The organism is Promicromonospora xylanilytica (assembly GCF_054782895.1).
Window position 1 is genome coordinate 82,020 of the sequence record NZ_BAAGRP010000006.1, and the last position, 25,133, is coordinate 107,152.

Sequence of the window (25,133 nt, forward strand, 5' to 3'; positions counted from 1 at the left end):
CATCCGGAGGCTAATGATCTGTGCTGATGCGCGTCAACGGATCGAGCGCCGGGTCAGGCGGCTTCGGCGTCCGGGGGCGGTAGGGGTTCGAGGGCTTCAGGTAGTCGGATGCGGTGGCCGCGGGCGTCGGTGAAGGCCCATCCGGTCTCGAGCAGTGCTCCGGGCATGCCGGTGCCGGTGGTGGTGCCAGTGCCAGTGCCAGTGCCCGTGTCGGTGCGCGTCCCGGTGTGGGTGGTGGTGGGTTTGCCGGTCCAGTGCATGGTGATGCCCTTCGCATCCACGAGCTGGTGGTGGAACCAGCACAGCAGGGCGCTGTTGGCGACGGAGGTCTCTCCTCCGTCGGCCCAGTGGGTCACCGCGTGGTGGATCTCGCACCGTGACGGCGGCTGGTCGCACCCGGGATACACGCAGTGCTGATCGCGGGCGATGACGGCACGTCGCATCTGCCCGGTCACGGTGCGTTGGGCGCGGCCGACGTCCAGGGCCGCGCCATCGGGACCGAACACGATCCTGGTGACCGCACTGTCGCACGCCAACCGGCGCAACAGGGCGCGTGGTGCACGACCACCGGTCTCGGTGAACACCGGGCCACCACCCGCGAACAGTCCGGACAGGGCGGACGTGCCGACCGTGCCAGGCATGCCGACCGTGCCAGCCGTGCCCGTGGTGCCAGCCGTGCCGGTGGCGCCAGTGGTGCCGGTTGGGGCTCGGCGTGTGGTCGTGTGTCCGCAGGTCACGCAGAGGCCGTCGCGGGTGCGGGTGACCTGGGTCTCCAGCTCGGTCCAGGACACCGTGACATGTAGGTGCGGGGCGATCGCCGCGCCCGGCGAGGCCTGGTTCGTGTCCAGCACGACGCGGGCCACGTCCGCCAGGGCTTGCGCCCGGCGCTGCCCCGGTGTGCGGGTGTCCTCCGCGGCCGGGGCACCCATCACCGCGGTCAGCGCGCTCTGGACCAGCAGTCCGTGTTCGTCGGTGAGGAACCCGGCCACGTGATACCCACCGAACGTCTTGGACAGGTCCAGGAACTCACCCCGGGCGGCCTTGTCGTCGTCGATGTCGTCGGTGTCCGGGTCGGTCACGGTCGCGAACCTGCGTGCCACGACCCGGAACTGGTCCGCGTTGAGCACGTTCGCCTCCCGCAGGACCAGGCCCTCACCCGTGACCAGGGTCCCGTCGGTGACCGCGTCCTGCAGCACGCGGGTGACCACCGCGCGGGTGCGGGACCCGTCCGGGTCATCCACCGGGTCCGGGACGTCCACCGCGACGCTCTGCACGAACTGTTCCGGTGTCGTCGTCTCACCCGTGCGGGTGTCGATCAGCCACGCCAACGCATCCGTACGCGTCTCGCTGGTCGGCGCGACCTGCGTCAACACCCGCGCGTGATCCACACCCACGGTTCCCGCGACCAGGCGTTCCCGGGTCACCGGCAGTGCGGTGACCAGGCGGCGGGCGATCAGCATGTCCTTACGCGCCGTCCCCGCCGAGACACCCTCACGGACACGGAGCCAGGACGCGAAGGTGCGCGCCATGCCACCCGACCGCCACGACCCTTCCGCCTCGATCCGAGGCAGCAGGGTGTATCGGACACCGTCCAACCGGCCGGTCACCCGACGGATCCGGGCATGCGCGTCAACCAACCGGCCCACACTGGGCGCGTCCCACCCCTCCAACACCCCCGGGCCCGTCAGACCCGCCAGGTCAGCTACCGCGTCCTCGATCCGGGCCAGCGCGTCCTCGATCGACCGAGCAGGAGGCAGACCACCAGGAGGCAGACCACCAGGCGCCGTCCCGTTCGTCGGCTGACCCATCAGCACCCACCCCCGCCCGTCGTCTGTTCGCTGATCCCATCATCTCGAACACTCGTACGGGCTGCAGGGCCAAATTCAAATCTGTGGATAACTCTGCTCTGCACACCTTGCAGTGGTGATGGTGCGCTCCGACATCACGGCGAAACACCGGGGAGTGCCCCTGACTATGCCGGCGGGCAGGGCGTCGGCCGCGTTCGCGACGTCGACCGGAAGCGCCCGGCCCGCGCGCTGCGCGCGGGCCGGGGGCTGCGCGGACAGTGTCAGCGAGCGGCTGGGCGGAGGCCCGCGAAGGAGCCGATGATGCGTTCGTGGTCCCGCTCGCCCTCGCGGGTCTGGATCCCGGCCGCCAGGAGCTCGTGCGCGCGCTGGGTCACCTCGGGGCCCATCGTCGTCATCAGGCCGTCGTTCTCGAGCGCGTACGCCCCGCGCGGGACAGCCGGAGCCATGGCGTTCACCGCCTCCTTGATCGCGGCGACGACCTCCGGTCGGACACGTGCGATACGCCGCGCCAGGTCGCTGACGAACGCGTCCAGCTCGTCCGCCGGGAGGGCGCGGTTGATCAGGCCGTAGCGCTCCGCCAGCTCCGCGTCCACGAGCTCGCCGCCCAGGATGAGCTCGAGCGCACGGGCGCGCCCCGTCAGGCGGGTCATGTTCACGGTTCCGCCACCGCCGGGGAGGATCCCCATCAGTGCCTCGGTCTGCGACTGTCCCGAGGCGCCGATCGCCGCGAACCTCAGGTCGAGGTACATGAGGAACTCGTTGCCGGCACCGCGGGCGAAGCCGGACAGCTTGCCGATGGTGACCTGCGGCAGGTCGCGCACCTCCTCGCTCATGGCCTGCAGGATGTTCATCCCGTCGGGGACCGGCGCGTCGTCGGCGGCGGCGATCGCCGCGCGCGTCGCGGCCTGCAGCGCGTCCGCCTCGGTGAGGTAGCCCATGTCACCGTGCGCACTGAAGAACTCCGGGTCGGCGCTGTCGAACACGATGACGCGGATGCTCGCGTCGTCCTTGACGTGGTGGACGAAGCCGCGCAGCGACGGCAGCAGGATGCCGTCCATCAGGTTGAGCGGCGGGTGGTCGAGCGTCACCGTCGCGACGCCGTCCGATGCTGCGATCCGGAGGCCGGGCAGGTCGTCGTAGCTCATGAGAACTCCTGGGGTCGGTGGGGTACTGCGTGCGAGTCCAGACCCTAGGAAGCGGACAGGTTACCGACCGGGAACCTAGACTCGTGCTATGTCCGAGCTGGCCGTCGACATGTTCGACGAGATCTGCCCGTCACCGATGCAGCCGCTGCGGATGAAGGACAAATGGGCGCCGATGGTGCTGCGCTGCCTGGGGGAGGGGCCACGCAGGTTCTCCGAGCTGCGCGTCCCGCTCCACCGCACCAGCGCGAAGGAGCTCACCCGGTCGCTGCGCAACCTGCAGCGCGACGGCTTCGTGTGCCGCAGGACGGCGGGTCGGGCCGTGACCTACGAGCTCACCGACCTCGGGCACAGCATGCTCGACCTGCTCACCATGGTCTACGCCTGGAGCGACGAGCACGGGGCCGAGCTTCTCGACGCGTACGACCCCGAAGACACGTAGGGCTGCGACGCACCTCGCACAAGTCGGGGTGGTGAAAGAAGGTCTATTCGCGTTATTTGTCGCTATCGTCGCTTCTGCGTCAGAAGTCCTGGCCGGGCTGATCATGGAAGAGAACGATGACCAACTCGACTGCGTCCGCGACCGAGCCAGGCATGGCGTGGGCGGAGCCGGCGTTCGGCCGGTCGCCGATGCGCCTTGCCGAACCTGTCGACCCTCCGTTGCTCGCCGACCTGCTCGCGGCACGCGACGTCGACGCCGCGTGGTCCGGCCTGCGCCAGGACTGGGGTGACGTCGCCCCGGTGGATCTGGGGTCGGGGGTCCGCGCCTGGCTGGTGACCGGGTATCAGACCATCGTCATGCTGGCGAGGGAGTCCGGCATGGTCACGACGGAGGTCGGCGCCTGGAACGGCGGAGCGGACGGGTCGCTGCCCGCGCCCCTGAGGTCGCTGTTCCGACCCTGGGCCGAGACGGTCGAGACGGCTTCCGGGCCCGCGCACGCCCGGCTGCGCGGCCCGCTGGAGGAAGTTCTCGCCCTCGTCGACGGAGCAGAGGTCGCCAGGGTCACGCGCACCGTGTGCGACGAGATCGTCGCGCGATGGAACGACCCGGCGCCGAACGACCCGGCGCCGAACGCCCCAGTGGCGAACGACCCCGCGCAGGAGGTCGATCTGATGCGCGAGTATGTCGCACCGGTGGCCCGACTCGCCTTCGGTACGGTCCTGGGCCTGGATCCTGAGACCGGCCGTCAGGTGTTCGAGCTCGCCGACGACCTCGCGGCCGGGCAGGGGGACGCGTCGAGCGTCGACGAGCTGAGCTTTCTGCTCGGCGGACAGGTGATGGGCCGCGATGCGAGCGGCGGTCTCACGCCGGCCGGCCTGCTGGCGCAGCATCCCTCCTACGAGGGCGGGGACGAGGCCGTGCTGGGCATGCTGTCCCTGGTGACCGGTGCCAGCCGGGGCCTGCAGGCGTGGCTGGGGCAGGCTCTGCTGCTCGCCCTGAGCGACGACGGGTTCCTCAGACGGCTGGCCGGCGGGAGGCTCGGGACCGACGAGGCGCTGGACGAGGTCCTGTGGAACGCGTCGCCGGTGAGCGTCCTGGCTCCGCGGTTCGCCCTCAAGGACGGTCACCTGTTCGGTGAGTCCGCGTACGTCGAGCGGGGCGACGCCGTACTCCTGGCGGTCGGCGCCGCGGCGTCGGACCCGAGGATCCGGGGCGACGGCGCCTGGGACGGCCTCGGCAACCGGGCCCATCTGGCCTGGGGGGCCGGCTCGCACCGCTGCCCGGCGCCGGGGCAGGCCCGGCTGATCGTCCGGACGGCGGTCGAGACGCTGCTCCGCCAGGTGGAACCCGTGCTGGCCACCGGCGTCGAGGAGATCCGCTGGGCCCCTGACCTTCGCTTCCGCCGTCCGCAGTCGCTGCCGGTGACGTTCCGTCCCACCAGTGCGTAGTGCTTGCCGTAGACACGTCGATGACAAACCAGGAGAACTTGTGAGTCGCAGTCCCCGCACGACACGCGTGCTGAACACCGTGCTTTCCCCGGTCGTCAAGGGGTACCAGGATCCGTCCCGGTCCTGGGCCAAGGCCGTCGCGCAGGTCGAGAAGGAGGCGGGGGCCGAGGACCGGCAGTTCGCCGACGACCTCGGCATGGTCGTCGAGGCAGCGGCGGCGATTCCCCGCCTGTCGCCTCTCGGCTGGTACCTCATCATGAGCGACGTCAAAGGCCGGTACGTCAACCGCTTGCGTATCCAGCGGGTGCTGTCCGAGAACCCGCGCATCGCGGACGAGCCGATCACGGCGCCCGTGATCGTCTGCGGGCTGCCGCGTACCGCGACGACGCTGGCCCACCGGGTCCTGTCCGCCTCGTCCGACCACCGGGCCCCGCTGCTGTGGGAGATGCAGAACACGGGCCTGGACGACCCGCAGGCGGCCCGGAAGCTGATCAAGCAGCTCGAGCAGGGCGCCGGCCTGATGGAGCGGTTCGCGCCGGACATCCCGCACATCCACCCGATCAGCATCGACCGGCCGGAGGAGTCGATGTTCCTCCTGCCGCACGGGAGCCACTGGCCCATCCTGCACGGCCTGATGCCGTCCTACAGCGCCTGGGCGGCCGAGCGCGACGTGACCGGGGACTACGAGTACCTGAAGCTGGGGCTGCAGGTGCTGCAGCACGGGCGGGCGCCCAAGCGGTGGTTCCTCAAGTACCCGGCGCACCTGGAGGACATGGACACGATCAAGAAGGTGTTCCCGGACGCCACGTTCGTGTGGACCCACCGGGACCCCGTCACGGTCATCGGATCGTTCTGCAGCCTCGTGGAGACCTTCTGGGGGATGTACCAGCACGACACCGACCGGGCCGTGATCGGCCGGTTCGCGCTGGAGCACCTGCTCGCGCAGGTCGAGCGTGGCCTGGAGCTGCGCAGGCAGCTGCCGCCGTCGTCGATCGTTGACGTGCCGTACCACAAGCTCAGCGCCGACCCGTTCACCGAGGTGCCCCGGCTCTACTCGGCGATCGGAGCCACCTGGACCGACAGCGACGAGGAGCGGCTGGCAGAGGTGATCGCCAAGCCGAAGGGCACCCCCTCCCACCGGTACGACCTGTCCAGCTACCTGGACCCCGCCGAGGTCGAGCAGACGTTCGCGCCGTACAACCGCCTGCTGGACCGCCTGGACCTGCGCGACGCGGAGCCCGCCGTGGAGCTGTGAGCGACCCCGGTTCGCCCTGGCTCGCGGTGTCCGGCTCAGTCGTGCGTCGCGCGGGTCCCGTCGTCGCGGTGGGCGAGCGTCGCGAGCGCGTCCTTCCAGTGCCCCTCGGCGGCGGCGGCATGCCGTTCCGTGTCGAAGTTCTCCTCGACCACGGTGACGAGCGTGCCGCCGTCGTCGGGCTCGAGCGTGATGCGGACCTCGTGGTAGTTCTCCGGAACGTCCTCGAGCCCGTTGAGCGGTGCGAAGTGCGTGAAGCGCAGCAGCCGTGGCCGCTCGACCGCGATGACCTGCCCCTTGTCGGCGAACACCCGGCCGAAGAAGTGGCCCTCGAAGGTGATCGGGCTGCCCGGCCGAAAGTCCGTCTCGATGTTGGCGCCGAGCACCCAGCGCGCTCCGGGATGCACCAGCTCGGCCCAGACCCGATCGGGCGGCTCGGCGACGTGCGTCGTCGCGGTGACGGTGTGGCGCGGGGTATCGGTGCTCATCGCTGCCCTCCGTGGAGCCTTTGGGAACGACCGTACCGCGCCTGCCCCAGGTGGGCAGGGTTGAGTTTGATAATGATTATCACTACTCTCACGGCGTGACCACACGCGTGCTCGCCTCTGTGGCGCCCACCTCCGCAGGCCCGTCAGGCGCCTCGTACGTGATCCGACGCCGCCTGGCGCGCCGAACCGGCTGGTCGTGCGCGGTCCTGGCCCTCGGGATCGCCGTGCTCGTCGTCGTCTCCGGCGCGGTGGGCTCCGTCGACGTGACCCTCGCCCAGGCGGCGCAGATCACCGTGGGCCACCTGGTACCGGGCATGCCGTGGATGTCCGACGGCACGCTGACGCCGCTCCAGGACCAGGCCGTGTGGCAGTTCCGTCTGCCGCGGACGCTGCTCGCGGGACTGGCTGGTTCGGGCCTGGCGCTCGCGGGCGCGCTGATGCAGGTGACCGTGCGCAACCCGCTGGCCGAGCCCTACATCCTCGGGGTCTCCTCGGGGGCGAGCGTCGGCGCCGTGCTCGTGATCGTCTTCGGCACCGGTGTGCTGGGCGGCCTGTCGCTGAACGTGGCCGCCTTCGTCGGCGCGCTCGCGGCGTGCGCGTGTGTGGCGGCGCTGGCGCGGAAGGACGGTGAGCTGTCCCCGACCCGGATGATCCTCGCCGGAGTGGCCCTCGGCACGCTGTTCAGCGCGGTGACGAGCTACCTGACGATCTCGACGGACGCCCAGAACGTCGTCAGCATCATGTTCTTCCTGCTGGGGAGCGTGTCGGCCGCGACCATGCCGAGCCTGGCCGGGCCGGCGGTCGCCCTCGTCGTCGCCTGCCTGGTCGCCGCCGGTACGTCGCGCTCGCTCAACGCCCTGATGATGGGCGACGAGTCCGCCACCTCGCTGGGCGTCGACGCCACCCGGCTGCGCGGTCTGCTGCTCGTCGTGGCCTCGCTGCTGACGGGAACCGTCGTCTCGGTCGCCGGCGGCATCGGGTTCGTGGGCCTCGTGATCCCGCACGTCGCCCGCATCGTGGTGGGCGCGGACCACCGGCGGATGCTGCCGGTCACCGTGCTGGCGGGCGCGGTGTTCCTCATGGGCGCGGACCTCCTGGCGCGCACCGTCGCGATGCCGACCGAGATCCCGCTCGGCATCCTCACGGCGTTCGTCGGGGCGCCGTTCTTCCTCTGGCTGATGCGCCGTGGCGGCGCGGACCGAGCGGGGTTCGGACGATGAGGGTCGAGTTCGACGACGTCACGGTGGTCCTCGGCGGGACCGAGGTGGTCCACGGGGCCTCGCTGACCGTGGAGCCGGGAACCGTGGTCGGTCTGGTCGGGCCCAACGGCAGCGGCAAGTCCTCGCTCCTGCGGACCCTCTACCGGGCCGTGCGGCCGAGCCGTGGCACCGTGCGCCTCGACGGTGCCGACGTGCGGACCCTGTCGGGGCGACAGCACGCGCGACAGGTCGCGGTCATGCTCCAGGACCCGCACACCGACTTCGATCTCAGCGTGCACGAGGTCGTGCTCCTGGGCCGCGCGCCGCACCACGCCTCGTTCGGCCGGGACACCGCCGACGACCTGCGGATCGCCGAGGACGCCATGCGCCGCACCGGGATCGAGGACCTCGCCGGCCGCATGGTCGGCACCCTCTCCGGCGGCCAGCGGCAGCGGGTCATGCTCGCGCGCGCCCTGACGCAGCAGAGCCCCGTGCTCGTGCTCGACGAACCCAGCAACCATCTGGACATCAAGCACCAGCTCGAGCTGATGAGCACCGTTCGCGGGCTCGGCCGCACGGTGATCGCCGCCCTGCACGACCTGAACCTCGCGGCGCAGTACTGCGACCGCGTGGTGGTGCTCGACGCCGGGACCGTCGTCGCCGACGGGCCACCCGCCGCGAGCTTCACCCCCGGGCTGATCCGGACCGTCTTCGGTGTGGAGGCGCGCGTGCTCGAGGACCACGACGACCGCGTGCTGGCGTTCCGCCGGCCGCACCCCGGCCCGCACCCGGACGGGACCGCACCGGTCCCCGTGCCCGCCCACACCGAAAGCGAGATCTCGTCATGACCCGACGTCCCCGTCGTACGGCCGCCGCAGGCGCCGTCACCACCCTGGCCGCGGCCACCCTGCTCCTGTCCGCCTGCGGTACGGGCGTCACCCCCGCGGCCGGACAGGCAGGCGGCGGAGAACCCGTCAGCGTGGACAACTGCGGCCAGGAGATCGTGGTCGACGGCGTGCCGGAGGCCGTCGTGGGCATGCATCCCTCGCAGACCGAGCTCCTGCTGCGGCTGGGGCTGGCCGACCGCCTGGTGGGTCAGGCGCAGGCGGGCGCGCGGGAGCTGCCCGACGCCGTCGCCGACCTCGCGGCGGACGTCCCGGTGATCGGTGGAGACACGCCCCCCAGCCGCGAGGACCTCCTGGCGGTGCAACCCGACTTCGTCTACTCGCCGACCACCTACGAGTTCACCGCAGAGCAGGGCTTCGCGAGCGTCGAACAGCTCGAGGACGCGGGTGCCGCCGTCTACGTCGCCACCGGGGGCTGCGCCGACCGGCGGATGACCGGCCAGGTCACCGACCTGTTCACCGACCTGGAGGATCTCGGCGCGATCTTCGGCGTCGAGGACACCGCCGCCGACCTGATCGCCGAGAGCCAGGCGGAGCTGGACGAGGTGGCCGCCGCCGTGGCCGACGTCGACCGGCTGCGGGTCGCCCAGGTCTACGTCGACGGGACCTCGCTCTCCGCGATCGGCGCCGGCGTCGAGTACGACATCCTGCGGCTGGCCGGGTCGGAGAACGTGTACACGCCCGAGCAACCCGCGTTCTCCGCCTTCTTCGCCGCCGAGATCACCCCCGAGTCCCTGGCCGCCGAGGCGCCCGACGCGCTCGTCTTCTCCGTGTCCGACGCCGAGCACGAGGCCGCGGCCCGCGAGTACCTCACGAGCACGTTCCCCGACCTGCCCGCCGTGCGGGAGGACCGGCTGATCGCGATCTCCGCCGCCGACGTCTTCCCCGGCACGCTCGGCAACGTCGCCGCGGTCCGCCAGATCGCGGAGGCGCTCTACCCCGAGGAGCTCTGAGCGGTGATCCACCGACGGCTCCTGCAGCTCGCCGGTGCCGTACCGGGAGCGGTCCTCGCCCTGGCCGCCGTCGGCCTGGTCCTGTCCGCCCTGCACGTGACCTTCGCGGTCCTCGTCGGCCTGGTCGTCGCGGCCCTCGTCCGCGGCGACGGGAACCTTGGCGACGGGAACCTTGGCGACGGGGGAGTGGGCGACGTCGGCGGGCCGCTGACGTCGCTCGCCGTGGTCGCGCTCGTCCGAGCGGCGGTCATCTGGGCGCGGGAGTCGCTCATCACCCGGATCGGTGTCACGGTACGGGTCCGGCTGCGGACCCGGCTGCTGGACAAGGTGGCCGACGTCCCCGAGGCGGAGCGGCGCGCCGGACGGACCGCCGCGACCGTGATCGACGGGGTCGACGGGCTGGACGCCTACTACACGCGCTACCTGCCGCAGCTTGTCGTCGTGCTGCTGGTCCCGGCCGCGACCGTCGTGATCGTCACGGCGCTCGCGCCCGCCGCGGGCCTGGCCCTTGCCGTCGCCGTCACCGTCGCCGTGCTCGCACCGCGGCTGTGGGACGCCCGGCTGCTGCGCAACGGCCGCGGACGATGGGCGGCCTTCACCCGGCTGTCCGGCGACTACGTCGAGGCGCTGCAGTCGATCCCGCTCCTGCGCGCCTTCGGGGCCGCGGAGCGGGTCGGGGCACGGCTCGACGTCCGTGCCGAGGAGCTGCGTGCACGGACCATGTCCCAGCTGCGGGTGTCGCTCGTCGAGAGCGCTCTGAGTGCCCTCGCGGTGCACGTCGGCGTGGTGGCGGCGGTGCTCGCCGCCCTCGGTGCGGTCGTCACCGGCGCCACGACGGCGACGACGGCGGTGCTCGTGCTGATGCTCGCGCGCGAGTGCTTCCGGCCCGTGTCGGAGCTGGGCCAGCACTGGCACGCCGGCTACCTCGGGCTGACGGCCGTGGACGGGCTCGACAGCCTCCTGTCGGCCGAGCCGGCGGTGACCGGCGAAGGGTCCCGTACCGCTCCGGCGCCCGCCGGGGCGTCGGTGGAGCTCGCCGGCGTCACCTACCGGTACCCCGGCGCCGACACCGGCGTGCGCGGGGTCGACCTCCGGATCGCGCCGGGGGAGACCGTCGCGGTGCTCGGGCCGTCCGGCGCGGGCAAGAGCACGCTCGCCCGGCTGCTCGAGCGGGGCGCGGACCCGGACAGCGGCACCGTCAGCATCGACGGGACCGACCTGCGCGGATACACCCGGCACGCACTGCGGCGCAGTGTCGTCGTGGTGCCGCAGGACCCCGTGCTGTTCGCCTGGACCGTCCGCGAGAACCTACGGCTCTACCGACCCGACGCCGCGGACGCCGAGATCGAGGCCGCCGCGACGGCCGCCGACGCCCACGACCTGATCGGTGCCCTGCCCGACGGCTACGACACCGTGCTCGACGAGGACGGGCAGCAGCTCTCGGGCGGGCAGCGGCAGCGGATCGCCATCGCGCGTGCCCTGCTCGCCGACGCGCCCGTGCTCGTGCTGGACGAGGTCACCTCCGCCCTCGACGCCGACACGGAACGCCGCGTCATCGAGGGCATCTTCGACCACGCCGGCCCACGCACGACCGTCGTCATCGCGCACCGGCTCAGCGCGGCCGAGCGGTGCTCACGCTGGGTCCGGATCGAACAGGGACAGGTCGCCGCGACCGGCGAGGGCGCGCCCGTACCCGCTGGAGCCCCGCGATGACGCCGGTCCTGCGGCTCCTGCCCGTCATCGCGGCCCGCCGGCGCCTGTTCGTCGAGACCGTCCTGTGGAGCACCGTCACCCAGGCCGCGGTGCTGACCGTCGCGCTCGGGCTGGCCCTGGTGGTCGGGCAGGTGGCGGCGGGCGTCCCGGTCTCGCTGCCGGTGGTCACCGCCGCCCTCGTCGCCGTCGCGGTGCTCGCGGCGGTGGCGGCCTGGCGCGAGTCCTGGGTCTCCCACGGCCTCGCCTACGGCCTCATCGGCCTGCTGCGCGGCCGGGTCTTCGCGGCGCTGCGGCAGGCGCTCCCCGCACGCGGACAGCGGCACCGCACCGGCGATCTGGCGACCACCGTCATGGGCGACATCGAGACGCTCGAATGGCTCTACGCGCACACCGTCGCACAGCTGCTCAGCGCTGCGCTGGTCCTGGCGGCCGGCACGCTCGTGTCCCTCTGGATCACCCCGCTGCTCCTGCTCGTCTGGGTCCCGCTGCTCGTGGTCGGCGTCGCCGTGCCCCTGGTCACCGCCCGGCACGCGCGGCGCAACGCGGAGGCGCTCGCGGCGGGATCGGCGCAGGTCCGGGCGGAGCTGCTCGACACGATCCACGGCATCCGGGAGCTGACCAGTGCCGACGCACTGGACGCCCAGCTCGCTCGGATCACCGCCGGCACGCTGGCGCAGGCTCGTGTCGAGCGGCGCGAGGCGGCCCGGCTGGGTACCGAGCGCGGCATCGCCGACGCGATGTTCGCCCTCGCGGCCGTCGGTGCGATCGCCGTCGTGCTGCAGAACGCCGAGGCCGTCGAGGCCGCGGCGGTGCCGCTCGCCGTGACCGTCGCGGTGGCAGGGCTCGGCCCGGCGGCCCAGCTCGCCGAGCTGCTGCGCAACGCGGGCACGCTGCGCGAGTCCGCCGCCCGGATCCTCCGCTCGCTGGACGAGCCGCCCGCCGTCGACCTCGCCGCCACGGCTCCGGTGGGCGCGCGCCCCGGCGAGACGGGCCTCGTCTTCGACCGCGTGGACTTCGCCTACGAACGGAGCCGGCCGGTGCTCGAGCAGCTCGACCTGCACGTGCGCCCCGGCGAGATCGTGGCCCTCACCGGTCCCTCCGGCGCGGGCAAGACGACCGTCGCACGACTCGCCCTGCGGCTCTGGGACCCGGACGGCGGCAGCATCCGCCTCGACGGCGTGGACCTGCGGGCGATACCGGAGGACCGGCTGCGCGAGCTCGTCGCCGTGGTACCGCAGTCCTCCCCGCTCCTGCACGGGACTGTCCGGAGCAACATCGTGCTCGGCCGGCCGGACGCCCCGGACGACCACGTGCTGCGCGCCGCCCGGGACGCAGGGCTCGACGCCCCCGACGTCGGGCTGCCGCTCGGCCTGGACACACCCGTCGGCGAGCACGGCGCCGGGCTGTCGGGCGGGCAGCGGGCCCGGGTCGCGATCGCCCGGGCGCTGCTGCGGGAGCCGAGGCTGCTCGTGCTCGACGAGGCGACCGCGTCCCTCGACCACGAGGCGGACACCGCGATCCTCGATCTGCTGAGCCGCTCGTGCGACCGCGCCGTGCTGCTCGTCGCGCACCGGCCGGCCACCATCGCCCGGGCCGACCGGCAGGTCACCGTGCCGCCGGTCGGCTGACGGGGCTGACCCCGCCGCCGGCCCCCGGCCGTCCCTTCCGCTGGCCCTGGTACCGGCCCCACCGCCCTGGCCGCGACCGTTCGGCTGCAGAATGGAGGGCATGAGCCAGCCACCTCGCCGGAGTCTGTACTCGTCGGTGCGCAAGGTGCTGCACACCGACCCGTCCCAGGCGCCGGACACGGAGGTGCAGCCCGCCGTCGACGACGCCATGGTGCTCCGGGCATTGGACCTGGCGATGCGCATCGGCGAGTCGATGTTCGCGGTCGGCGCGTCGGCGCACGAGGTGACCCTTGCGATCACACGCGTGGCCACGGCCTACGGGCTGCGGGGCGTGCACGTGGACGTCACCTACACGTCGATCACCCTCTCGTACCACCGCAGCGGTGAGGGCTGGCCGCACACGCTGCTCAGGGTGGTGCGCGTGGCGGCGCCGGACCACACGAAGCTGCAGCGCCTGCAGGCGCTGCTGGTCGACGTCGACGAGGGGCTGGACCTGGACCAGGCGCGTGTCGCGTTCCGGGCGATCCGGCGGGTGCCGTTCCGCTACCGACAGCCCGTCGTCGTGGCGGCCCGGGCACTGCTGGCGGTGGGCGCGAGCATCCTCTCCGGAGGTTCGGCCGCCGTGGTGGGGCTCACCTTCGTCGCGGCGCTGGGTGCGGCGGCGACCCAGTCGGGGCTCGCGCGCCTGCGGGTGCCGTCGTTCTTCAGCCAGATCGCCGGAGCCTTCGTCACCACGGTGGTCGCGGTAGCCGTGTCGGCCCTCGCCGCGGCGGGCATCGAGCCGTTCGCCGGGGTGTCACCCTCCATCATCGTGGCGTCCGGGATCGTCCTGATGCTCTCCGGACTCACCGTCGTCGGGGCGGCGCAGGACGCCATCGACGGGTTCGCCCTCACGGCCGCCGGCCGCATCCTCGACGTCACGCTGCAGACGCTCGGCCTGGTCGTGGGCATTCTCGCGGGGCTGGAGCTCGGCAGCGTGCTCGGGTTCCGGATGACCCTGCCGGACGGTCCGCCGCCGTTCGGCCCGCTGCCCGACCAGCTCGCCGGTGCGGTCATCGTCGCGGTCGCCGTCGCGTTGTTCAACGGCGCAGGCGTGCGCATCCTCGCCGTCAGCGCCGTGCTGGGCGCGGTCACGGTGCTCGGACACGTGGTCGCCGTGACGTCACAGCTGCACGAGGCGGCCGCGAGCGGCGTCGCGGCGCTGCTGGCCAGCTTCGTCGGGGTGCTGATCGCCCACCGGCTGCACGTCCCGTCCGTCGCGGTGACGACGGCGGCCATCGTGCCGCTCGTGCCGGGTGGCGCGGTGTTCTACGGGCTGCTGGGCATGGTGCACGCCGACCCCGCATCGGCGTCCGGCGGCGGGACCGGCTCCCTGATCCTCGCGGCGTCCGTCGGCGTCGGGCTCGCGGCGGGTGCGTCGCTCGGGATCTACCTCGGGACGCCGGTGCGGGCCACGCTCTCCAGCGTCGCGCGCTCCCGCGCGCGCGTTCGCCGCTGACGGCCGGCGGCGGATCACCCGGCGAGCGCCGCCGTGAGGTCCGCGGGCGTCGTCACCGGCCGGTCGCACACGAACTCCCTGCACACGTAGGCGGCCGCCCGGCCGTCGACGAGCGGTCGGCCGGCGAGCAGGGGCAGACCCGGTGCGTCCGGCTCGCCGACGGTGACCACCAGGCCGGGGGAGGCGGCGTGTCGCGCCACGTGCTCGAGCGCCGCCCGCGCCGCGTCGTCGGGCCCGACGACGGCGACCTGCAGCGGGCCGGCGGCGAGCGCCTCCGCGGTGGCGAGCGTCCAGCCGGCGAACCGCGGCGCCTGCCGGGCCAGGGTGCCCGCCGCGGCGACGGCGGTCTCGGCCGACGTGCGGTGCCGGGGCGACCCGGTCAGTGCCGCGTAGGTGCTCAGGGCGCCCGCGAGCGACGACTGCCCGGAGGGTTCTGGGCCGTCGGTGGGGTCCTTCGGCCGGCTCACGAGGCGTTCGGCGTCGTCGGCCGTGTCGAAGAACCCGCCGTCGCCGTCGCCGAACCGGGCCGTCGCGGTGTCGAGCAGGCTGCCCGCGGCCTCGAGCCATCGTGCCTCGCCCGTCGCCTGGTGCAGTGCGAGGAGCCCCTCGGCGAGGTCGCCGTGGTCGGCGGCGACCCCTGGTGCGGCCCCGACCACGCCGCCGCGGGACGCCCGCCGGAGCCGCCCGTCGACGAGGTGGAGGTGCAGGATCAGCTCGGCGCAGTCCCGTGCGGCGAGGACGTGGCCCGGGACGTCGAGCAGGGCGCCGGCCTCGGCGAGGGCGGCGATCGCCAGCCCGTTCCATGCGGTGACCACCTTGTCGTCCCGCGCGGGCTGGGGCCGCCCTGCCCGGGCCTCGGCGAGCCGCGCCCGTACCCCGGCCCACCAGGCCGGGTCGGGGTCGGCGAGGAGCTGGAGGGTCGAGGTGCCGTGCTCGAACGTGCCCTCTGGTGTGACGGAGAGGACCTCGGCGGCGCGGGCGCCGTCGTCGGGCCCCAGGGCTGCCGTGAGCTGCTGCGGGGTCCAGACGTAGGTGAGCCCCTCCGCGCCGTCGGTGTCGGCGTCGAGCGCGGAGGCGAACCCGCCCTCGGGCGTGCCCAGGTCCGCGAGGAGGAAGCCGGCGGTCTCGCGGGCGACGCGTGCTGCGAGCGTCGAGCCGGTCACGCGGTACAGGTGCAGGTAGACGCGCAGGAGCTGGGCGTTGTCGTACAGCATCTTCTCGAAGTGGGGCACCACCCAGGCGCCGTCCACCGAGTACCGCGCGAACCCGCCGGCGAGCTGGTCGTAGATGCCGCCACGGGCCATGGCCTCGCACGTGCGCTCGACGACGCGCAGCGACTCGGGGTCCCCGGTGCGTGCGTGGTGGCGCAGGAGGTGCTCGAGGGTCATCGACGGCGGGAACTTGGGCGCGCCGCCGAACCCGCCCCGTACGGGGTCGGCGTCGCGGGTCACGAGCCGTGCGGCCCCGTCGAGGGCCGCGTCGTCCAGCGCGTCGGGCGTCAGCCGGGAGGCCGTGCGTACGGCGTCGGTGATCGCCGCGCCCTGCTGTGCCACGGCGTCGCGCCGTTGCGTCCAGGCCTCCGTGATCGCGTCGAGCAGGGCCAGGAACTGTTCGCGGGGGTAGTAGGTGCCGCAGTAGAACGGTGCGCCGTCCGGGGTGAGGAAGCAGGTCATGGGCCAGCCACCCTGCCCGGTCAGGGCCGTCGTCGCGCTCATGTAGACGGCGTCGACGTCGGGGCGTTCCTCCCGGTCCACCTTCACCGCGACGAAGCGGGCGTTGACGACGGCGGCCACGCCCGCGTCCTCGAACGACTCGTGCGCCATGACGTGGCACCAGTGGCACGCGGCGTACCCGACCGACAGGAGGACCGGCACGTCCCGGCGCCGGGCCTCCGCGAACGCCTCGTCGCCCCACTCCCACCAGTCGACCGGGTTGTCGGCGTGCTGCAGGAGGTACGGGCTGGTCGCGGTCCCCAGACGGTTCGGCATCCCACCAGCCTGACACCCCACGCGCGCGCTCGCCCCGCACCGGGACCGGGGCCATAGTGGCTGGAGGCGAGAGCCGGCACCGGGAGGTCGTGCGGAAGGAGCTGCGATGAGCGCGGAGGACCTGCTCACCCACAGCTGCGACGCCGACCGCGGCATCCACCGCCACCGGCGTGGCAGGGGCTTCACGTACGTGGACCATCGCGGGGCCAGGATCACGGATCCGGAGGCGCTCGAGCGGATCCGGGCGCTCGCGGTCCCGCCCGCGTGGACCGACGTGTGGATCTGCGTCGACCCGACCGGCCACGTCCAGGCGACGGGGCGTGACGCCAAGGGCCGCAAGCAGTACCTGTACCACCGGCGGTGGCGCGCGTACCGGGACGCGGCCAAGTTCCACGAGCTGCGGGGGTTCGGCGAGGGGCTCACGGCCCTGCGCCGACGGGTCGACGCCGACCGGCGCGCACCACGGCTCAGCCAGGAACGGGTGGTCGCGACCGTCGTCTGGCTGCTCGACGCGACGCTGGTCCGGGTCGGCAACGACGAGTACGTGCGGTCGGGCGATTCGTTCGGGCTGACGACGCTGCGCAGCCGGCACGCCACGATCGAGGGAGCCGAGGTGCGGTTCCGCTTCCCCGGCAAGTCGGGCACGCCGCACGACGTCGTGGTCCACGACCGGCGGGTCGCGAACATCGTCCGCCGCTGCCGGGAGCTGCCCGGACAGCAGCTGCTGCAGTACGTGGACGGCGAGGAGGTCCGCAGCGTCGGTTCCCGCGACGTCAACGACTACCTCGGCCTGGTGACCGCCGCCGACTACACGGCCAAGACGTTCCGGACGTGGGGAGCCAGCGCGGTCGCGTTCGGTCACCTGCGCCGCCTCGACCCGGCGAACGGGCGTGAGCACGACGAGCAGCGCGCCGAGGCCGTCCGGATCGCCGCCGCCCAGCTCCACAACACTCCTGCGGTGTGCCGCAAGAGCTACATCCACCCGGCGATCCTCGCCGACGACCGTGCCGAGCTGGACCGGCTGATCGAGCGCTCCGGCGCCAACGCCGTCCGGACCTCCCGCTGGATGGACGCCGACGAGCGCGCCCTCCTGAAGTTTCTGACGGCGATCACGGTCAGAAACCCCGAACCGCGACGAATCCGCTTTGATAGGTGAATACCACCTTCGACGTCAAGGAGATCTCGCGATGACCCAGACAGCCCAGGTCGGCACCGTCTACCGGAACAGCCAGGAGCTCCTCGACGCCGACCTGCCCCGCCTCAGCGTCGTGCTGGACGCCAGCGGGTACGCGGTCCAGCGGGACGCCGACGGCAACTGGTACAGCGTGTCGTCCGTGGGCCCGGCGGACCTCGCGGAGATCTACACCCTCATCCATCTGCCCGACACGACGCTGCCCACCACCTACGGGTCGGTGGTCATCGCCGACAACGGCACTCCCTTCATGCGGCGCTGGGACGCGAGGACCGACGACCGCTTCGGGCCCGAGCACTGGATCGGGCCCGACGGGGCGACGGTGACCGCCGACCACCTGCGCCGTCTCGGCATCGCACGGGCCTGGGACGCCGGAGCGACCAACGGCGCCCCGGCCGGGCGCCGCCGGGCCAGGTCCCGCGCGGACCAGCGCGCCCCCACCCGCTGACGCGCGGTGGTATCCGACATTTCACCCATAGGCGCTATCGTTCCCTCGTGATCGAGAACCCGAGGCCCACCCGCCACCTTGAGCACATCGAACCGTCCCGGGTCGGCACGCCGATTCCGGGCTCGGCGCAGGCGTGGGCAGCGGCCACGGCCGGCGACGCCGAGACGCACGACGACCGGCGCGCCGAGGCGGAACCCGGGTCGGTGCGGGCGGACGGCATCGGGCAAGGCACCGAACCGGACCCGCCGCGCTCGCGGCTACGGGCCGTGGTGGCCGGCGGCGTCACCCTCGCCGTGGTCGCGCTGGGCGCCGGCGGAGCCTTCGCGCTGCGTGGCGACCGCCCGGACGACGTCGGCGGACCGACCGTCGTGGGAGCGCTGGAGCTTCCCGTCGCCGCACCGGGATCGCAGTCGTCGGACGACGCGTCCGGACCGGACCAGCGCGTGGCCGACGCGCGTGACCGGCTCGCCGACGCGGTCGAGGACGGCGAGGCGGTCCACGCCGAGGCGGTCACCCGGGGCGCGGCACCCTCCGCGCTGCGCGACCTGCGCCGCGCGCTCGACGCGGGGAGGGCGGCCCTGGAGGCGCGGCCACCGAGCGCCGGAGCCCCGCCGTCGCGCACCAGCGCGTACCTCGAGGATCTCGACGCGCGCCGCTCGGCCATCCTCGACGCGGCGGCCGATGTCACCGGCCACGGGCAGGCGCCGCAGGACCCGGCGGTGCCCCGGTCACAGTGGGGGAGCGGTGCCGAGGGCACGGGGACGGCCGGTTCGTCGTCCGACGGGGGCGGCGCGAGCGAGGGCGGCGCCGGGACCGGTGCCCCGGACGGCGGCGGGACCGGCGGTGGCGGCTCCGACGGCGGCACCGGAGGCACGGGCGGGCCGGGGACGCCCGGCGGCGGCACGACGACGCCGTCGCCCGCCGAGCCGACCCCGAGCGCCGAACCGTCGGCGAGCGCGGAGCCGACGCCCGAGCCGTCCTCGGACCCGACGCCGGACCCCTCGGTCTCGCCGACGGCCACGCCCGGTCCGACCGGCTCCCCGTCCGCCATCTGACGCGCGGCCCGGTCAGCCGGCCCGGGCGATCGCGATGTTGGTCCTGCCACGCATTCCGGCCTCGTAGTACATGTAGAGGCGGCCGTCCTCCTCGGCGAAGCTCGGCGCCGCCGCGCGCGTGGCGACGGGCTCGTCGTACAGCACCCCGAGGTGGTGCTCGCGGTCGAAGCTCGTGCCGACGTCGGCCACGTGGATCGTGCCGGCACCGCTGTGGTAGACCACGTGGCCGCCGCCGTTCCGCGACCAGTAGTGGGCCCCGGAGAGCTGGCCGCCCTCGCCGGAGATCGGCGAGATCAGCGGGGCGTGCTTGAACTGCCAGCCCGAGGCCAGCTGGTTCGACCAGCCGATGAAGATCTTGCGCGTCCCGGCCTGGGCGCCCATGAACAGCATGATCTGGGTGTCTGCCTTGGTCGGGTGGGGGAACACCCGCGCGTAGGACGTCTCGGTGACGTCCGAGGGCAGCATCCCGGTGTGCAGCACCGTGCCGCCGTAGGCGAAGGTCCGCCCGTCGTCCGACGTCGCCACCCGGGTCGTGGTGTTCTCCCCGTGGAAGTAGAGGTACATCCGCCCGTCCGCGGAGTTCCACACCGCGTGCGGGCTCGAGACGTGGCTGACCGAGTAGTGCGGCGACCAGGTGCGGGAGACCACCGGGTTGCCCGGGTACTCCCGCCACGGTCCCGCGAGGGAGTCGGCGTAGGCCAGGCAGATGCCGCCGGGTGCGTCGTGCGGCGCGTAGTACATGTACCAGGCGCCCAGCGGGTTCCGCACGCGCCCGGCGACGTGCCGCACCGACGGGAAGATGAGCTCGCCCGTGGGGTTGTAGGCGAGCGCCGACTTGTCGAGCGCCGCGCCCAGGCGGGTGAAGGCGGGGAAGCCGGGTACCGCCGCGGCGGCGGGCGGGGCGATGCCGAGGGCGGCGGCCGAGCCGAGCACCGTCGCGCCGACGAGCAGGCTCCGCCGGTCCAGCATGGGCTTTCGGTCTGATTCCACAATGACTCCAGTCCGGCCCGGGCGGACGCCCCCGCGCTCCGGTGCGCGGCGGTGCGAAATTTCTCTCGCGCCGGACCCATCGGGACCGAATCTGTGGCCGGTGGCCCGCGGCGGTCAAGGTGATCATGCGAAGTATCAGCGCACGGGGCGCACAGGGCGCTCGCCGACCGCTCGGCTGAGCGGCGTCGGTGGTGTGTCGAGGCCGCCCTGGAGATCCACGCGACGGGTGCCGCACGTGGCGCACCGTACGTAGAGCACGCATCCCGCCGAGGTCGCGTGGCGTGACTCGGTCGTCCACGCGTGCTCGTGCTCGTGCTCGTGCTCGTACTCGTGCGCCGCGTCCGTGCTGGTCCGGGACGCGGGAAGGATGTGCAGGGGAGCCATGCACCACACGATGGTGTAATGGTGTTGTGCATCTCAACCCTTACGGCGAGTACGCGGTCCTGCTGGCGGCCTCTCTGGCCAACGAGTGGCCGGCCGATCGTGCGGGCATCGAGGCGCGTACCCGCGAGTTCGGCATGACGATGGCCTTCCACGAGGACCCGGAGGACCACGCCCGGCTACGCCTGGTCATCGACGACTGGCTGCGCGTCGTGGACGAGGCGGACCCGGGGCGGCGCGCCGCACTGCTGAACGTCCAGATGGCGGCCGCAGCCGCCTACCCGCGCCTGACCGATCACGACGGCGAGGGATGGCACCTGCACTACCGGGACGAGGGTCAGGTCCTGTCCTCGGTCCTGCGCGCCGTGATCAGCGTGGGTACCTCGCTCCACCTGGTCACGCGCGGGATGCACCGGCTGGGGCGGTGCGCGGCCGCACCGTGCACGGCCGTCGTGGTCGACGTCACCCGGAACGGGCGACAGCGCTACTGCTCCGTGCGGTGCGCCAACCGGGCGGCCGTGCGGAGGCACCGCGAGCGGACGGGTGCGGGCCGGTAGGGCCCGCACCCGGCGCCGCACCTCCGGCTCAGGGTTTATCCCCGGCTCAGGCGACGGTCGCGTCGATCGTGACCGGGATGTTGCCGCGGGTGGCGTTCGAGTAGGGGCAGACCTTGTGGGCGGCCTCGACGAGCTGGTCGGCGGTGGCCTGGTCCACGCCGGAGAGCTCCACGTGCAGTGCGGCGCTCAGGCCGTACGCGCCGCCCTCGATCGGCTGGATGCCGATCTCCGCGACCACCGCGGAGTCGGCGAACCTGACCTTCTGTGCGGCGGCGACACCCTTGAGCGCGCTGTGGAAGCAGGCGGCCCAGCCGGCCGCGAAGAGCTGCTCGGGGTTGGTGCCCCCGCCGGGCCCACCCATGGCTGCCGGCACGGCCAGGGTGAGGTCCAGCGCGCCGTCGTCGGTGGCGGCGCGGCCTCCCGCGCGACCGTCACCGGTGGACGTCGCGATGGCGGTGTAGATGCTGTCGGCCATGGTGCAGCTCCTTCATGGGGCACGGCGACGGTGCGCCGATGTAGACGAACTAGTACGTCTACCGTAGGCCGGATGCCACGCCCGCACAAGTCCCGGCGCACCGGGCGGCGACAGGCGCCGGACCATGTGAAAGCCCGCCGCCACTGACGTGACGACGGGCTGCGGGCGCCCGGGGTCCCGGGCGGCGCCGGTGGAACCCGGCGGTCAGCCGGCCGGCCGGGCCGCGCGGCCGGCGTCGACGACCGCGGTGACGGCGCGCTCCAGGGCGGCACCCACGCGGGAGGGTTCGTCGAGGTATCCCGACACCATCGCCCCGTCGCGGAGCATCATCAGCTCGTCGGCGGCCTGGGCGGTGTTCGTCACGCCCATCCCGCCGAGCAGCTCGGCGAACATCGACCGGTACCAGGCCCGGTGCTCGGCGACCGTCTTGCGGACGGGGCCGTCCGGTTCGGCGTACTCCGCGGCCGCGTTGATGAACGCGCAGCCGCGGAAACCCGGCTTGCAGCTCTCTGCACCGACCGCCGCGACGAACAGCCGGAGCGCCTCCGCGTCGTCCGCGGCGGACGAGCGCAGCCCGTCCAGCGCGCTCCGCTCCGACGCGGCCTGCCGCTCGAGGTACGCCACCACCAGGGCGTCCTTGGTCCGGAAGTGTCGGTAGAACGTCACCTTCGTGATGCCGGCGCGCTCGATGATCTTGTCGGCGCTGATCGCGCGGATGCCCTGCGCGTAGAACAGCTCGGTGGCCGCGTCGAGGATGCGGTCGCGGGTGGAGCGGGTGCCTCCGGTGCCCGCGGCACCGCCCCTCGACGGTTCGGCCGGCGTCGTCGTGCTCATACCTGCTCGCTTCCGTTCCGGATGACCTGACCGAGCAGTCTACGCCGGGGTGTACGGACGGGTTCGTCTACCTGGCCGCTAGGTCCGGGTGCGTCCGACGAGGCCGATGATGAGGCTGGCCACGAGGACGATCACACCGATCCAGATGAGGAACTGGCCGATCTCGGTGGCGACACCGAGAATCACGAGCGCTACGCCGACCAGGATGAGGATGAGCCACGTTGGCATGTCGATCTCCTTCCTCCGCACGGCGCGGTGATCGCGCCGTGCTCCTTCGACAGTGCCCCCGTGCCCGGTTACTCGCATGTCGGGCATTACTGGTATTGCGGTCGGACGGCCAGGGGTCGCGCCATGGTGCCCACGGTGCGCGGCTCGAGCCGGTCACCCCTCACCGATCCCCAGCACCCGGCGCGCGTTGCCCGCGTACAGACCGGGCAGCAGGTGCGCGGGCAGGGCGGCACCCGAGATCTGCCACCTGCCCTGCGGCGGCACGTCCTCGCCCGGTGCGTAGTCGAAGCACTCGTCGTCCGTCTCGAGAAAGCGGAAGTGGACAGCGAGCTGCTCGGGGTCCAGCGGAAAGGCGTCCGTGCCGAAGAGGACGCGGTCCGGGAAGCTCTCCACGAGCCGCCGGAACCGGCGCGGCTGCCGACCGAGCTCGGCGAGCCGGCCGGCGATGTCGACGACGAGGTGGGGCGCCGCCCGCAGGAGCCGCTCGACCCGGTCGAGGTCCTCGGCCGCGCAACCCACGTGCGCGCCGATGTACCGGGTGCCGGGGGTCGCCACGACCAGGGCCTCGAACGCGTCGAGGAGGCGGTCGAAGGACGGGTAGCGGTCCCGGTCGGCGAACGACCAGTCCGGCTGGCCGGCGAGCTCGTCGAACCGCTCGTTGCGTGCGTCCAGCGGCTCGAAGAACGCCTTCGGGTCGGCGACGTGCACGAGGGCGGGCAGCCCGAGCTCGCCGGCCAGGGCGAGCACGTCGACCACCCGCTGGTCGTCGGGGAGCACCAGCTCCCCGTCGGGTCCGACGACGGTGAGGCCGAGGTTCTTCCACACCTTGAGGCCCCGGGCGCCCCGCGCGGCGCTGTCCCGCAGCTGGTCCTGGATCTCCCGCTCCCCGCCGCTCCGGCGCAGAAGACTCCAGTCGACCTGGCAGAACGTGAGGAAGCGGCCGGGGTGCGCCCGGTCGTACCGGTCGAGGTTGGCCTCCAGCTCGTCGCCCCACAGTCCGTCGAGGTTGACGACCGTCTCGATCCCCGCGTCGTCCATCATGCCGAGGAGCGCGGCGACGTCCGGTGCGCACCAGTGGGAGGTGAGCCAGCGTCCGAGGTGGTTGTGCACGTCCACGGCCGGCACGGCGGCGCGCGGCACCCGGGTGACGGGCAGTGAGACCTGCGGACACGGCGCCCAGTCGACGAGCTGGAGGTCCGGTACCGCGGGACGGGCGGGGTGCGTGCCACTGCTGGGATGGCTGGGATGGCTGGAGCCGGCGGGTTCGGGAACGTGGCTCATGACTGCCTCCTCGGCGAGAGTCCAGGAAAGTGCTCGACGTGCGCGAGACGTCCCTGAGGATCGAGCATCCATGAGCAGATTGCCGACTTGTTACGCGATTCAATCAGTCAGAGTGATCGAATACGCCAGTCTTGGTGACTCCCGCGCAACAGTCGAGCACGATGGGCCTCAGCGGCGCCGACCAGTCGGTGCCGAGCCCTCGGCGCCGGGCCGGGGCGACCGGACGACGACAGGAAGCCGCACGTGAGCATCAGCACCACCACCGAGCGTGAGATCCGCAGCCAGCCCGAGGTCTGGGCCCGTGCCGTCGCCCTGGCTCCCCAGGCCGCCCAGGTGCTCGGCCGCCCGGGCGAGCGGGTCCTGGTGCTCGGCTGCGGCACCAGCGCCTTCGTCGCCGAGTCCCTCGCCGTGCTGCGCGAGGGCGCGGGCCTCGGTGAGACCGACGCCGCGTACGCGTCGGAGTGGACGCCAGGACGCCCGTACGACCGCGTCGTCGTGATCAGCCGATCCGGGACCACGAGCGAGGTGCTCGAGGCGCTCGGCCGCGTGCCGGCCGGCACGGCCAGAGCAGCGGTCGTCGGCGTGGCGGGTTCCCCGGTGACCGAGGCGGCCGACGAGAGCCTGGTGCTGGACTTCGCGAACGAGGAGTCCGTGGTCCAGACCCGGTTCCCCACCGCGGTCCTGGCGCTGGCACGGACCGGCTTCGGTGAGGACCTGGCGCCTGTACTGGCCCGCGTGGCCGACGTGCTCGCCGCACCGCTGACCGTCGATCCCGCGCGCTTCGAGCACTTCGTGTTCCTCGGCAGGTCGTGGGGCTACGGTCTCGCTCAGGAGGCGGCGCTCAAGATCCGCGAGGCCGCACAGGCCTGGTCCGAGGCCTACCCGGCACTCGACTACCGGCACGGCCCCGTGGCCGTGGCGGGGGAGACCAGCCTGGTCACGCTCTTCGGCGAGGCCGAACCGGCCCTCACCGCCGACGTCGAGCGCACCGGGGCCACCGTCGTGCACGAGGACCTCGACCCGCTCATCCAGCTGGTGCAGGCGCAGCGGCTCGCCGTCGAGCTCGCGGGCTCGCGGGGACTGGACGCGGACGCGCCACGGCATCTGACCCGGTCGGTCGTGCTCGGCTGAGCCACGGCACGAGCCGAGCCACGACGCGAGTCACGGCACGGCAGCGACCACGAAGCGACCTTGCAGGACACCTGAGAAGACCATCGAAGTACGCAGA

At 73.1% G+C, this 25,133-nt stretch carries 24 protein-coding genes; 14 read left to right on the plus strand and 10 right to left on the minus strand.

Translation table 11 applies throughout. The features are described from left to right. Positions 1 to 53 precede the first annotated feature (53 nt). Both ACYVK7_RS07525 and ACYVK7_RS07530 read right to left on the minus strand, forming a co-directional pair. Positions 54 to 1,808, minus strand: a complete 1,755-nt coding sequence (locus ACYVK7_RS07525; RefSeq protein ID WP_460887066.1) for an HNH endonuclease signature motif containing protein — start codon at positions 1,806 to 1,808, stop codon at positions 54 to 56. A 260-nt stretch (positions 1,809 to 2,068) separates the two neighbouring features. Next, positions 2,069 to 2,953, minus strand: coding sequence for an enoyl-CoA hydratase/isomerase family protein (locus tag ACYVK7_RS07530; protein ID WP_460887067.1), 885 nt, complete (start codon positions 2,951 to 2,953; stop codon positions 2,069 to 2,071). Positions 2,954 to 3,041: 88 nt separating this feature from the next. Here ACYVK7_RS07530 and ACYVK7_RS07535 point away from each other — a divergent pair, with 88 nt between their 5' ends. From ACYVK7_RS07535 to ACYVK7_RS07545, 3 genes are all read left to right on the plus strand, one after another. Next, positions 3,042 to 3,392, plus strand: coding sequence for a winged helix-turn-helix transcriptional regulator (locus tag ACYVK7_RS07535; RefSeq protein WP_460887068.1), 351 nt, complete (start codon positions 3,042 to 3,044; stop codon positions 3,390 to 3,392). Positions 3,393 to 3,508: 116 nt separating this feature from the next. Continuing rightward, positions 3,509 to 4,840, plus strand: coding sequence for a cytochrome P450 family protein (locus tag ACYVK7_RS07540; protein WP_460887069.1), 1,332 nt, complete (start codon positions 3,509 to 3,511; stop codon positions 4,838 to 4,840). 40 nt (positions 4,841 to 4,880) lie between these two features. Continuing rightward, positions 4,881 to 6,095: a sulfotransferase family protein gene (locus tag ACYVK7_RS07545; protein WP_460887070.1), complete on the plus strand. Its 1,215-nt coding sequence runs from the start codon at positions 4,881 to 4,883 to the stop codon at positions 6,093 to 6,095. A gap of 35 nt (positions 6,096 to 6,130) precedes the next feature. Here ACYVK7_RS07545 and ACYVK7_RS07550 read toward each other — a convergent pair whose 3' ends face one another. Beyond that, the gene (locus ACYVK7_RS07550; protein WP_460887071.1) at positions 6,131 to 6,580 is read right to left on the minus strand and encodes an SRPBCC family protein; all 450 of its coding nucleotides are present in this window, start codon (positions 6,578 to 6,580) and stop codon (positions 6,131 to 6,133) included. A 95-nt stretch (positions 6,581 to 6,675) separates the two neighbouring features. Between ACYVK7_RS07550 and ACYVK7_RS07555 the strand changes: the two genes are divergently transcribed. The 6 genes from ACYVK7_RS07555 to ACYVK7_RS07580 all read left to right on the plus strand — a co-directional run bounded on the left by ACYVK7_RS07555 (position 6,676) and on the right by ACYVK7_RS07580 (position 14,476). After that, positions 6,676 to 7,800, plus strand: a complete 1,125-nt coding sequence (locus ACYVK7_RS07555; protein WP_460887072.1) for a FecCD family ABC transporter permease — start codon at positions 6,676 to 6,678, stop codon at positions 7,798 to 7,800. Beyond that, on the plus strand, positions 7,797 to 8,627 hold the full coding sequence (locus ACYVK7_RS07560; RefSeq protein ID WP_460887073.1) for an ABC transporter ATP-binding protein: 831 nt from the start codon (positions 7,797 to 7,799) through the stop codon (positions 8,625 to 8,627). Before ACYVK7_RS07555 ends, ACYVK7_RS07560 begins: the two co-directional genes overlap by 4 nt. After that, positions 8,624 to 9,637, plus strand: a complete 1,014-nt coding sequence (locus ACYVK7_RS07565) for an ABC transporter substrate-binding protein (RefSeq protein ID WP_460887074.1) — start codon at positions 8,624 to 8,626, stop codon at positions 9,635 to 9,637. The genes ACYVK7_RS07560 and ACYVK7_RS07565 overlap by 4 nt, the downstream gene beginning before the upstream one ends. Before the next feature lie 3 nt (positions 9,638 to 9,640). Continuing rightward, complete coding sequence (locus ACYVK7_RS07570) at positions 9,641 to 11,350, plus strand: ABC transporter ATP-binding protein/permease (RefSeq protein ID WP_460887075.1); 1,710 nt, start codon at positions 9,641 to 9,643, stop codon at positions 11,348 to 11,350. Next, complete coding sequence (locus tag ACYVK7_RS07575) at positions 11,347 to 12,978, plus strand: ABC transporter ATP-binding protein (protein WP_460887076.1); 1,632 nt, start codon at positions 11,347 to 11,349, stop codon at positions 12,976 to 12,978. The genes ACYVK7_RS07570 and ACYVK7_RS07575 overlap by 4 nt, the downstream gene beginning before the upstream one ends. A 100-nt stretch (positions 12,979 to 13,078) precedes the next feature. Continuing rightward, positions 13,079 to 14,476: a threonine/serine exporter family protein gene (locus ACYVK7_RS07580; RefSeq protein WP_460887077.1), complete on the plus strand. Its 1,398-nt coding sequence runs from the start codon at positions 13,079 to 13,081 to the stop codon at positions 14,474 to 14,476. 14 nt (positions 14,477 to 14,490) lie between these two features. On the opposite strand, the gene ACYVK7_RS07585 is transcribed toward ACYVK7_RS07580, so the two are convergent. After that, entirely contained in the window at positions 14,491 to 16,464 is a 1,974-nt protein-coding gene (locus ACYVK7_RS07585; RefSeq protein WP_460887078.1) for a thioredoxin domain-containing protein, read from the minus strand. 106 nt (positions 16,465 to 16,570) lie between these two features. Here ACYVK7_RS07585 and ACYVK7_RS07590 point away from each other — a divergent pair, with 106 nt between their 5' ends. The 3 genes from ACYVK7_RS07590 to ACYVK7_RS07600 are packed head-to-tail and all read left to right on the plus strand — an operon-like array spanning position 16,571 to position 19,159. Continuing rightward, on the plus strand, positions 16,571 to 17,620 hold the full coding sequence (locus ACYVK7_RS07590) for a DNA topoisomerase IB (RefSeq protein WP_460887079.1): 1,050 nt from the start codon (positions 16,571 to 16,573) through the stop codon (positions 17,618 to 17,620). A 31-nt stretch (positions 17,621 to 17,651) separates the two neighbouring features. Beyond that, on the plus strand, positions 17,652 to 18,104 hold the full coding sequence (locus ACYVK7_RS07595; RefSeq protein ID WP_460887080.1) for a hypothetical protein: 453 nt from the start codon (positions 17,652 to 17,654) through the stop codon (positions 18,102 to 18,104). A 47-nt stretch (positions 18,105 to 18,151) separates the two neighbouring features. Then, positions 18,152 to 19,159: a hypothetical protein gene (locus tag ACYVK7_RS07600; protein ID WP_460887081.1), complete on the plus strand. Its 1,008-nt coding sequence runs from the start codon at positions 18,152 to 18,154 to the stop codon at positions 19,157 to 19,159. 12 nt (positions 19,160 to 19,171) lie between these two features. Here ACYVK7_RS07600 and ACYVK7_RS07605 read toward each other — a convergent pair whose 3' ends face one another. Together ACYVK7_RS07605 and ACYVK7_RS07610 are read right to left on the minus strand one after the other, a co-directional pair. Then, a complete protein-coding gene (locus ACYVK7_RS07605; RefSeq protein WP_460887082.1) occupies positions 19,172 to 20,149 on the minus strand; it encodes a hypothetical protein in 978 nt (325 codons plus the stop codon). Positions 20,150 to 20,284: 135 nt separating this feature from the next. After that, a complete protein-coding gene (locus tag ACYVK7_RS07610; RefSeq protein ID WP_460887083.1) occupies positions 20,285 to 20,533 on the minus strand; it encodes a hypothetical protein in 249 nt (82 codons plus the stop codon). Positions 20,534 to 20,559: 26 nt separating this feature from the next. Here ACYVK7_RS07610 and ACYVK7_RS07615 point away from each other — a divergent pair, with 26 nt between their 5' ends. Next, complete coding sequence (locus ACYVK7_RS07615; protein ID WP_460887084.1) at positions 20,560 to 21,087, plus strand: CGNR zinc finger domain-containing protein; 528 nt, start codon at positions 20,560 to 20,562, stop codon at positions 21,085 to 21,087. A 46-nt stretch (positions 21,088 to 21,133) separates the two neighbouring features. On the opposite strand, the gene ACYVK7_RS07620 is transcribed toward ACYVK7_RS07615, so the two are convergent. The 4 genes from ACYVK7_RS07620 to ACYVK7_RS07635 form a co-directional block, all read right to left on the minus strand. Next, entirely contained in the window at positions 21,134 to 21,562 is a 429-nt protein-coding gene (locus tag ACYVK7_RS07620; protein ID WP_460887085.1) for an organic hydroperoxide resistance protein, read from the minus strand. Positions 21,563 to 21,766: 204 nt separating this feature from the next. Beyond that, entirely contained in the window at positions 21,767 to 22,396 is a 630-nt protein-coding gene (locus ACYVK7_RS07625; protein WP_460887086.1) for a TetR/AcrR family transcriptional regulator, read from the minus strand. Between the two features lie 78 nt (positions 22,397 to 22,474). Further along, complete coding sequence (locus tag ACYVK7_RS07630) at positions 22,475 to 22,624, minus strand: hypothetical protein (RefSeq protein WP_460887087.1); 150 nt, start codon at positions 22,622 to 22,624, stop codon at positions 22,475 to 22,477. 153 nt (positions 22,625 to 22,777) lie between these two features. Next, entirely contained in the window at positions 22,778 to 23,905 is a 1,128-nt protein-coding gene (locus ACYVK7_RS07635) for an amidohydrolase family protein (protein ID WP_460887088.1), read from the minus strand. Between the two features lie 243 nt (positions 23,906 to 24,148). On the opposite strand from ACYVK7_RS07635, the gene ACYVK7_RS07640 reads away from it, so the two are divergent. Further along, on the plus strand, positions 24,149 to 25,036 hold the full coding sequence (locus ACYVK7_RS07640) for an SIS domain-containing protein (protein ID WP_460887089.1): 888 nt from the start codon (positions 24,149 to 24,151) through the stop codon (positions 25,034 to 25,036). Positions 25,037 to 25,133: the final 97 nt, after the last annotated feature.

Coding starts and splice junctions, on each gene's coding strand:
- ACYVK7_RS07525 (WP_460887066.1), bottom strand. CDS start 1,808: ATGGGTCAGCCGACGAACGGGACGGCGCCTGGTGGTCTGCCTCCTGGT.
- ACYVK7_RS07530 (WP_460887067.1), bottom strand. CDS start 2,953: ATGAGCTACGACGACCTGCCCGGCCTCCGGATCGCAGCATCGGACGGC.
- ACYVK7_RS07535 (WP_460887068.1), top strand. CDS start 3,042: ATGTCCGAGCTGGCCGTCGACATGTTCGACGAGATCTGCCCGTCACCG.
- ACYVK7_RS07540 (WP_460887069.1), top strand. CDS start 3,509: ATGACCAACTCGACTGCGTCCGCGACCGAGCCAGGCATGGCGTGGGCG.
- ACYVK7_RS07550 (WP_460887071.1), bottom strand. CDS start 6,580: ATGAGCACCGATACCCCGCGCCACACCGTCACCGCGACGACGCACGTC.
- ACYVK7_RS07560 (WP_460887073.1), top strand. CDS start 7,797: ATGAGGGTCGAGTTCGACGACGTCACGGTGGTCCTCGGCGGGACCGAG.
- ACYVK7_RS07565 (WP_460887074.1), top strand. CDS start 8,624: ATGACCCGACGTCCCCGTCGTACGGCCGCCGCAGGCGCCGTCACCACC.
- ACYVK7_RS07575 (WP_460887076.1), top strand. CDS start 11,347: ATGACGCCGGTCCTGCGGCTCCTGCCCGTCATCGCGGCCCGCCGGCGC.
- ACYVK7_RS07580 (WP_460887077.1), top strand. CDS start 13,079: ATGAGCCAGCCACCTCGCCGGAGTCTGTACTCGTCGGTGCGCAAGGTG.
- ACYVK7_RS07585 (WP_460887078.1), bottom strand. CDS start 16,464: ATGCCGAACCGTCTGGGGACCGCGACCAGCCCGTACCTCCTGCAGCAC.
- ACYVK7_RS07590 (WP_460887079.1), top strand. CDS start 16,571: ATGAGCGCGGAGGACCTGCTCACCCACAGCTGCGACGCCGACCGCGGC.
- ACYVK7_RS07595 (WP_460887080.1), top strand. CDS start 17,652: ATGACCCAGACAGCCCAGGTCGGCACCGTCTACCGGAACAGCCAGGAG.
- ACYVK7_RS07610 (WP_460887083.1), bottom strand. CDS start 20,533: ATGGCTCCCCTGCACATCCTTCCCGCGTCCCGGACCAGCACGGACGCG.
- ACYVK7_RS07620 (WP_460887085.1), bottom strand. CDS start 21,562: ATGGCCGACAGCATCTACACCGCCATCGCGACGTCCACCGGTGACGGT.
- ACYVK7_RS07625 (WP_460887086.1), bottom strand. CDS start 22,396: ATGAGCACGACGACGCCGGCCGAACCGTCGAGGGGCGGTGCCGCGGGC.
- ACYVK7_RS07630 (WP_460887087.1), bottom strand. CDS start 22,624: ATGCCAACGTGGCTCATCCTCATCCTGGTCGGCGTAGCGCTCGTGATT.
- ACYVK7_RS07635 (WP_460887088.1), bottom strand. CDS start 23,905: ATGAGCCACGTTCCCGAACCCGCCGGCTCCAGCCATCCCAGCCATCCC.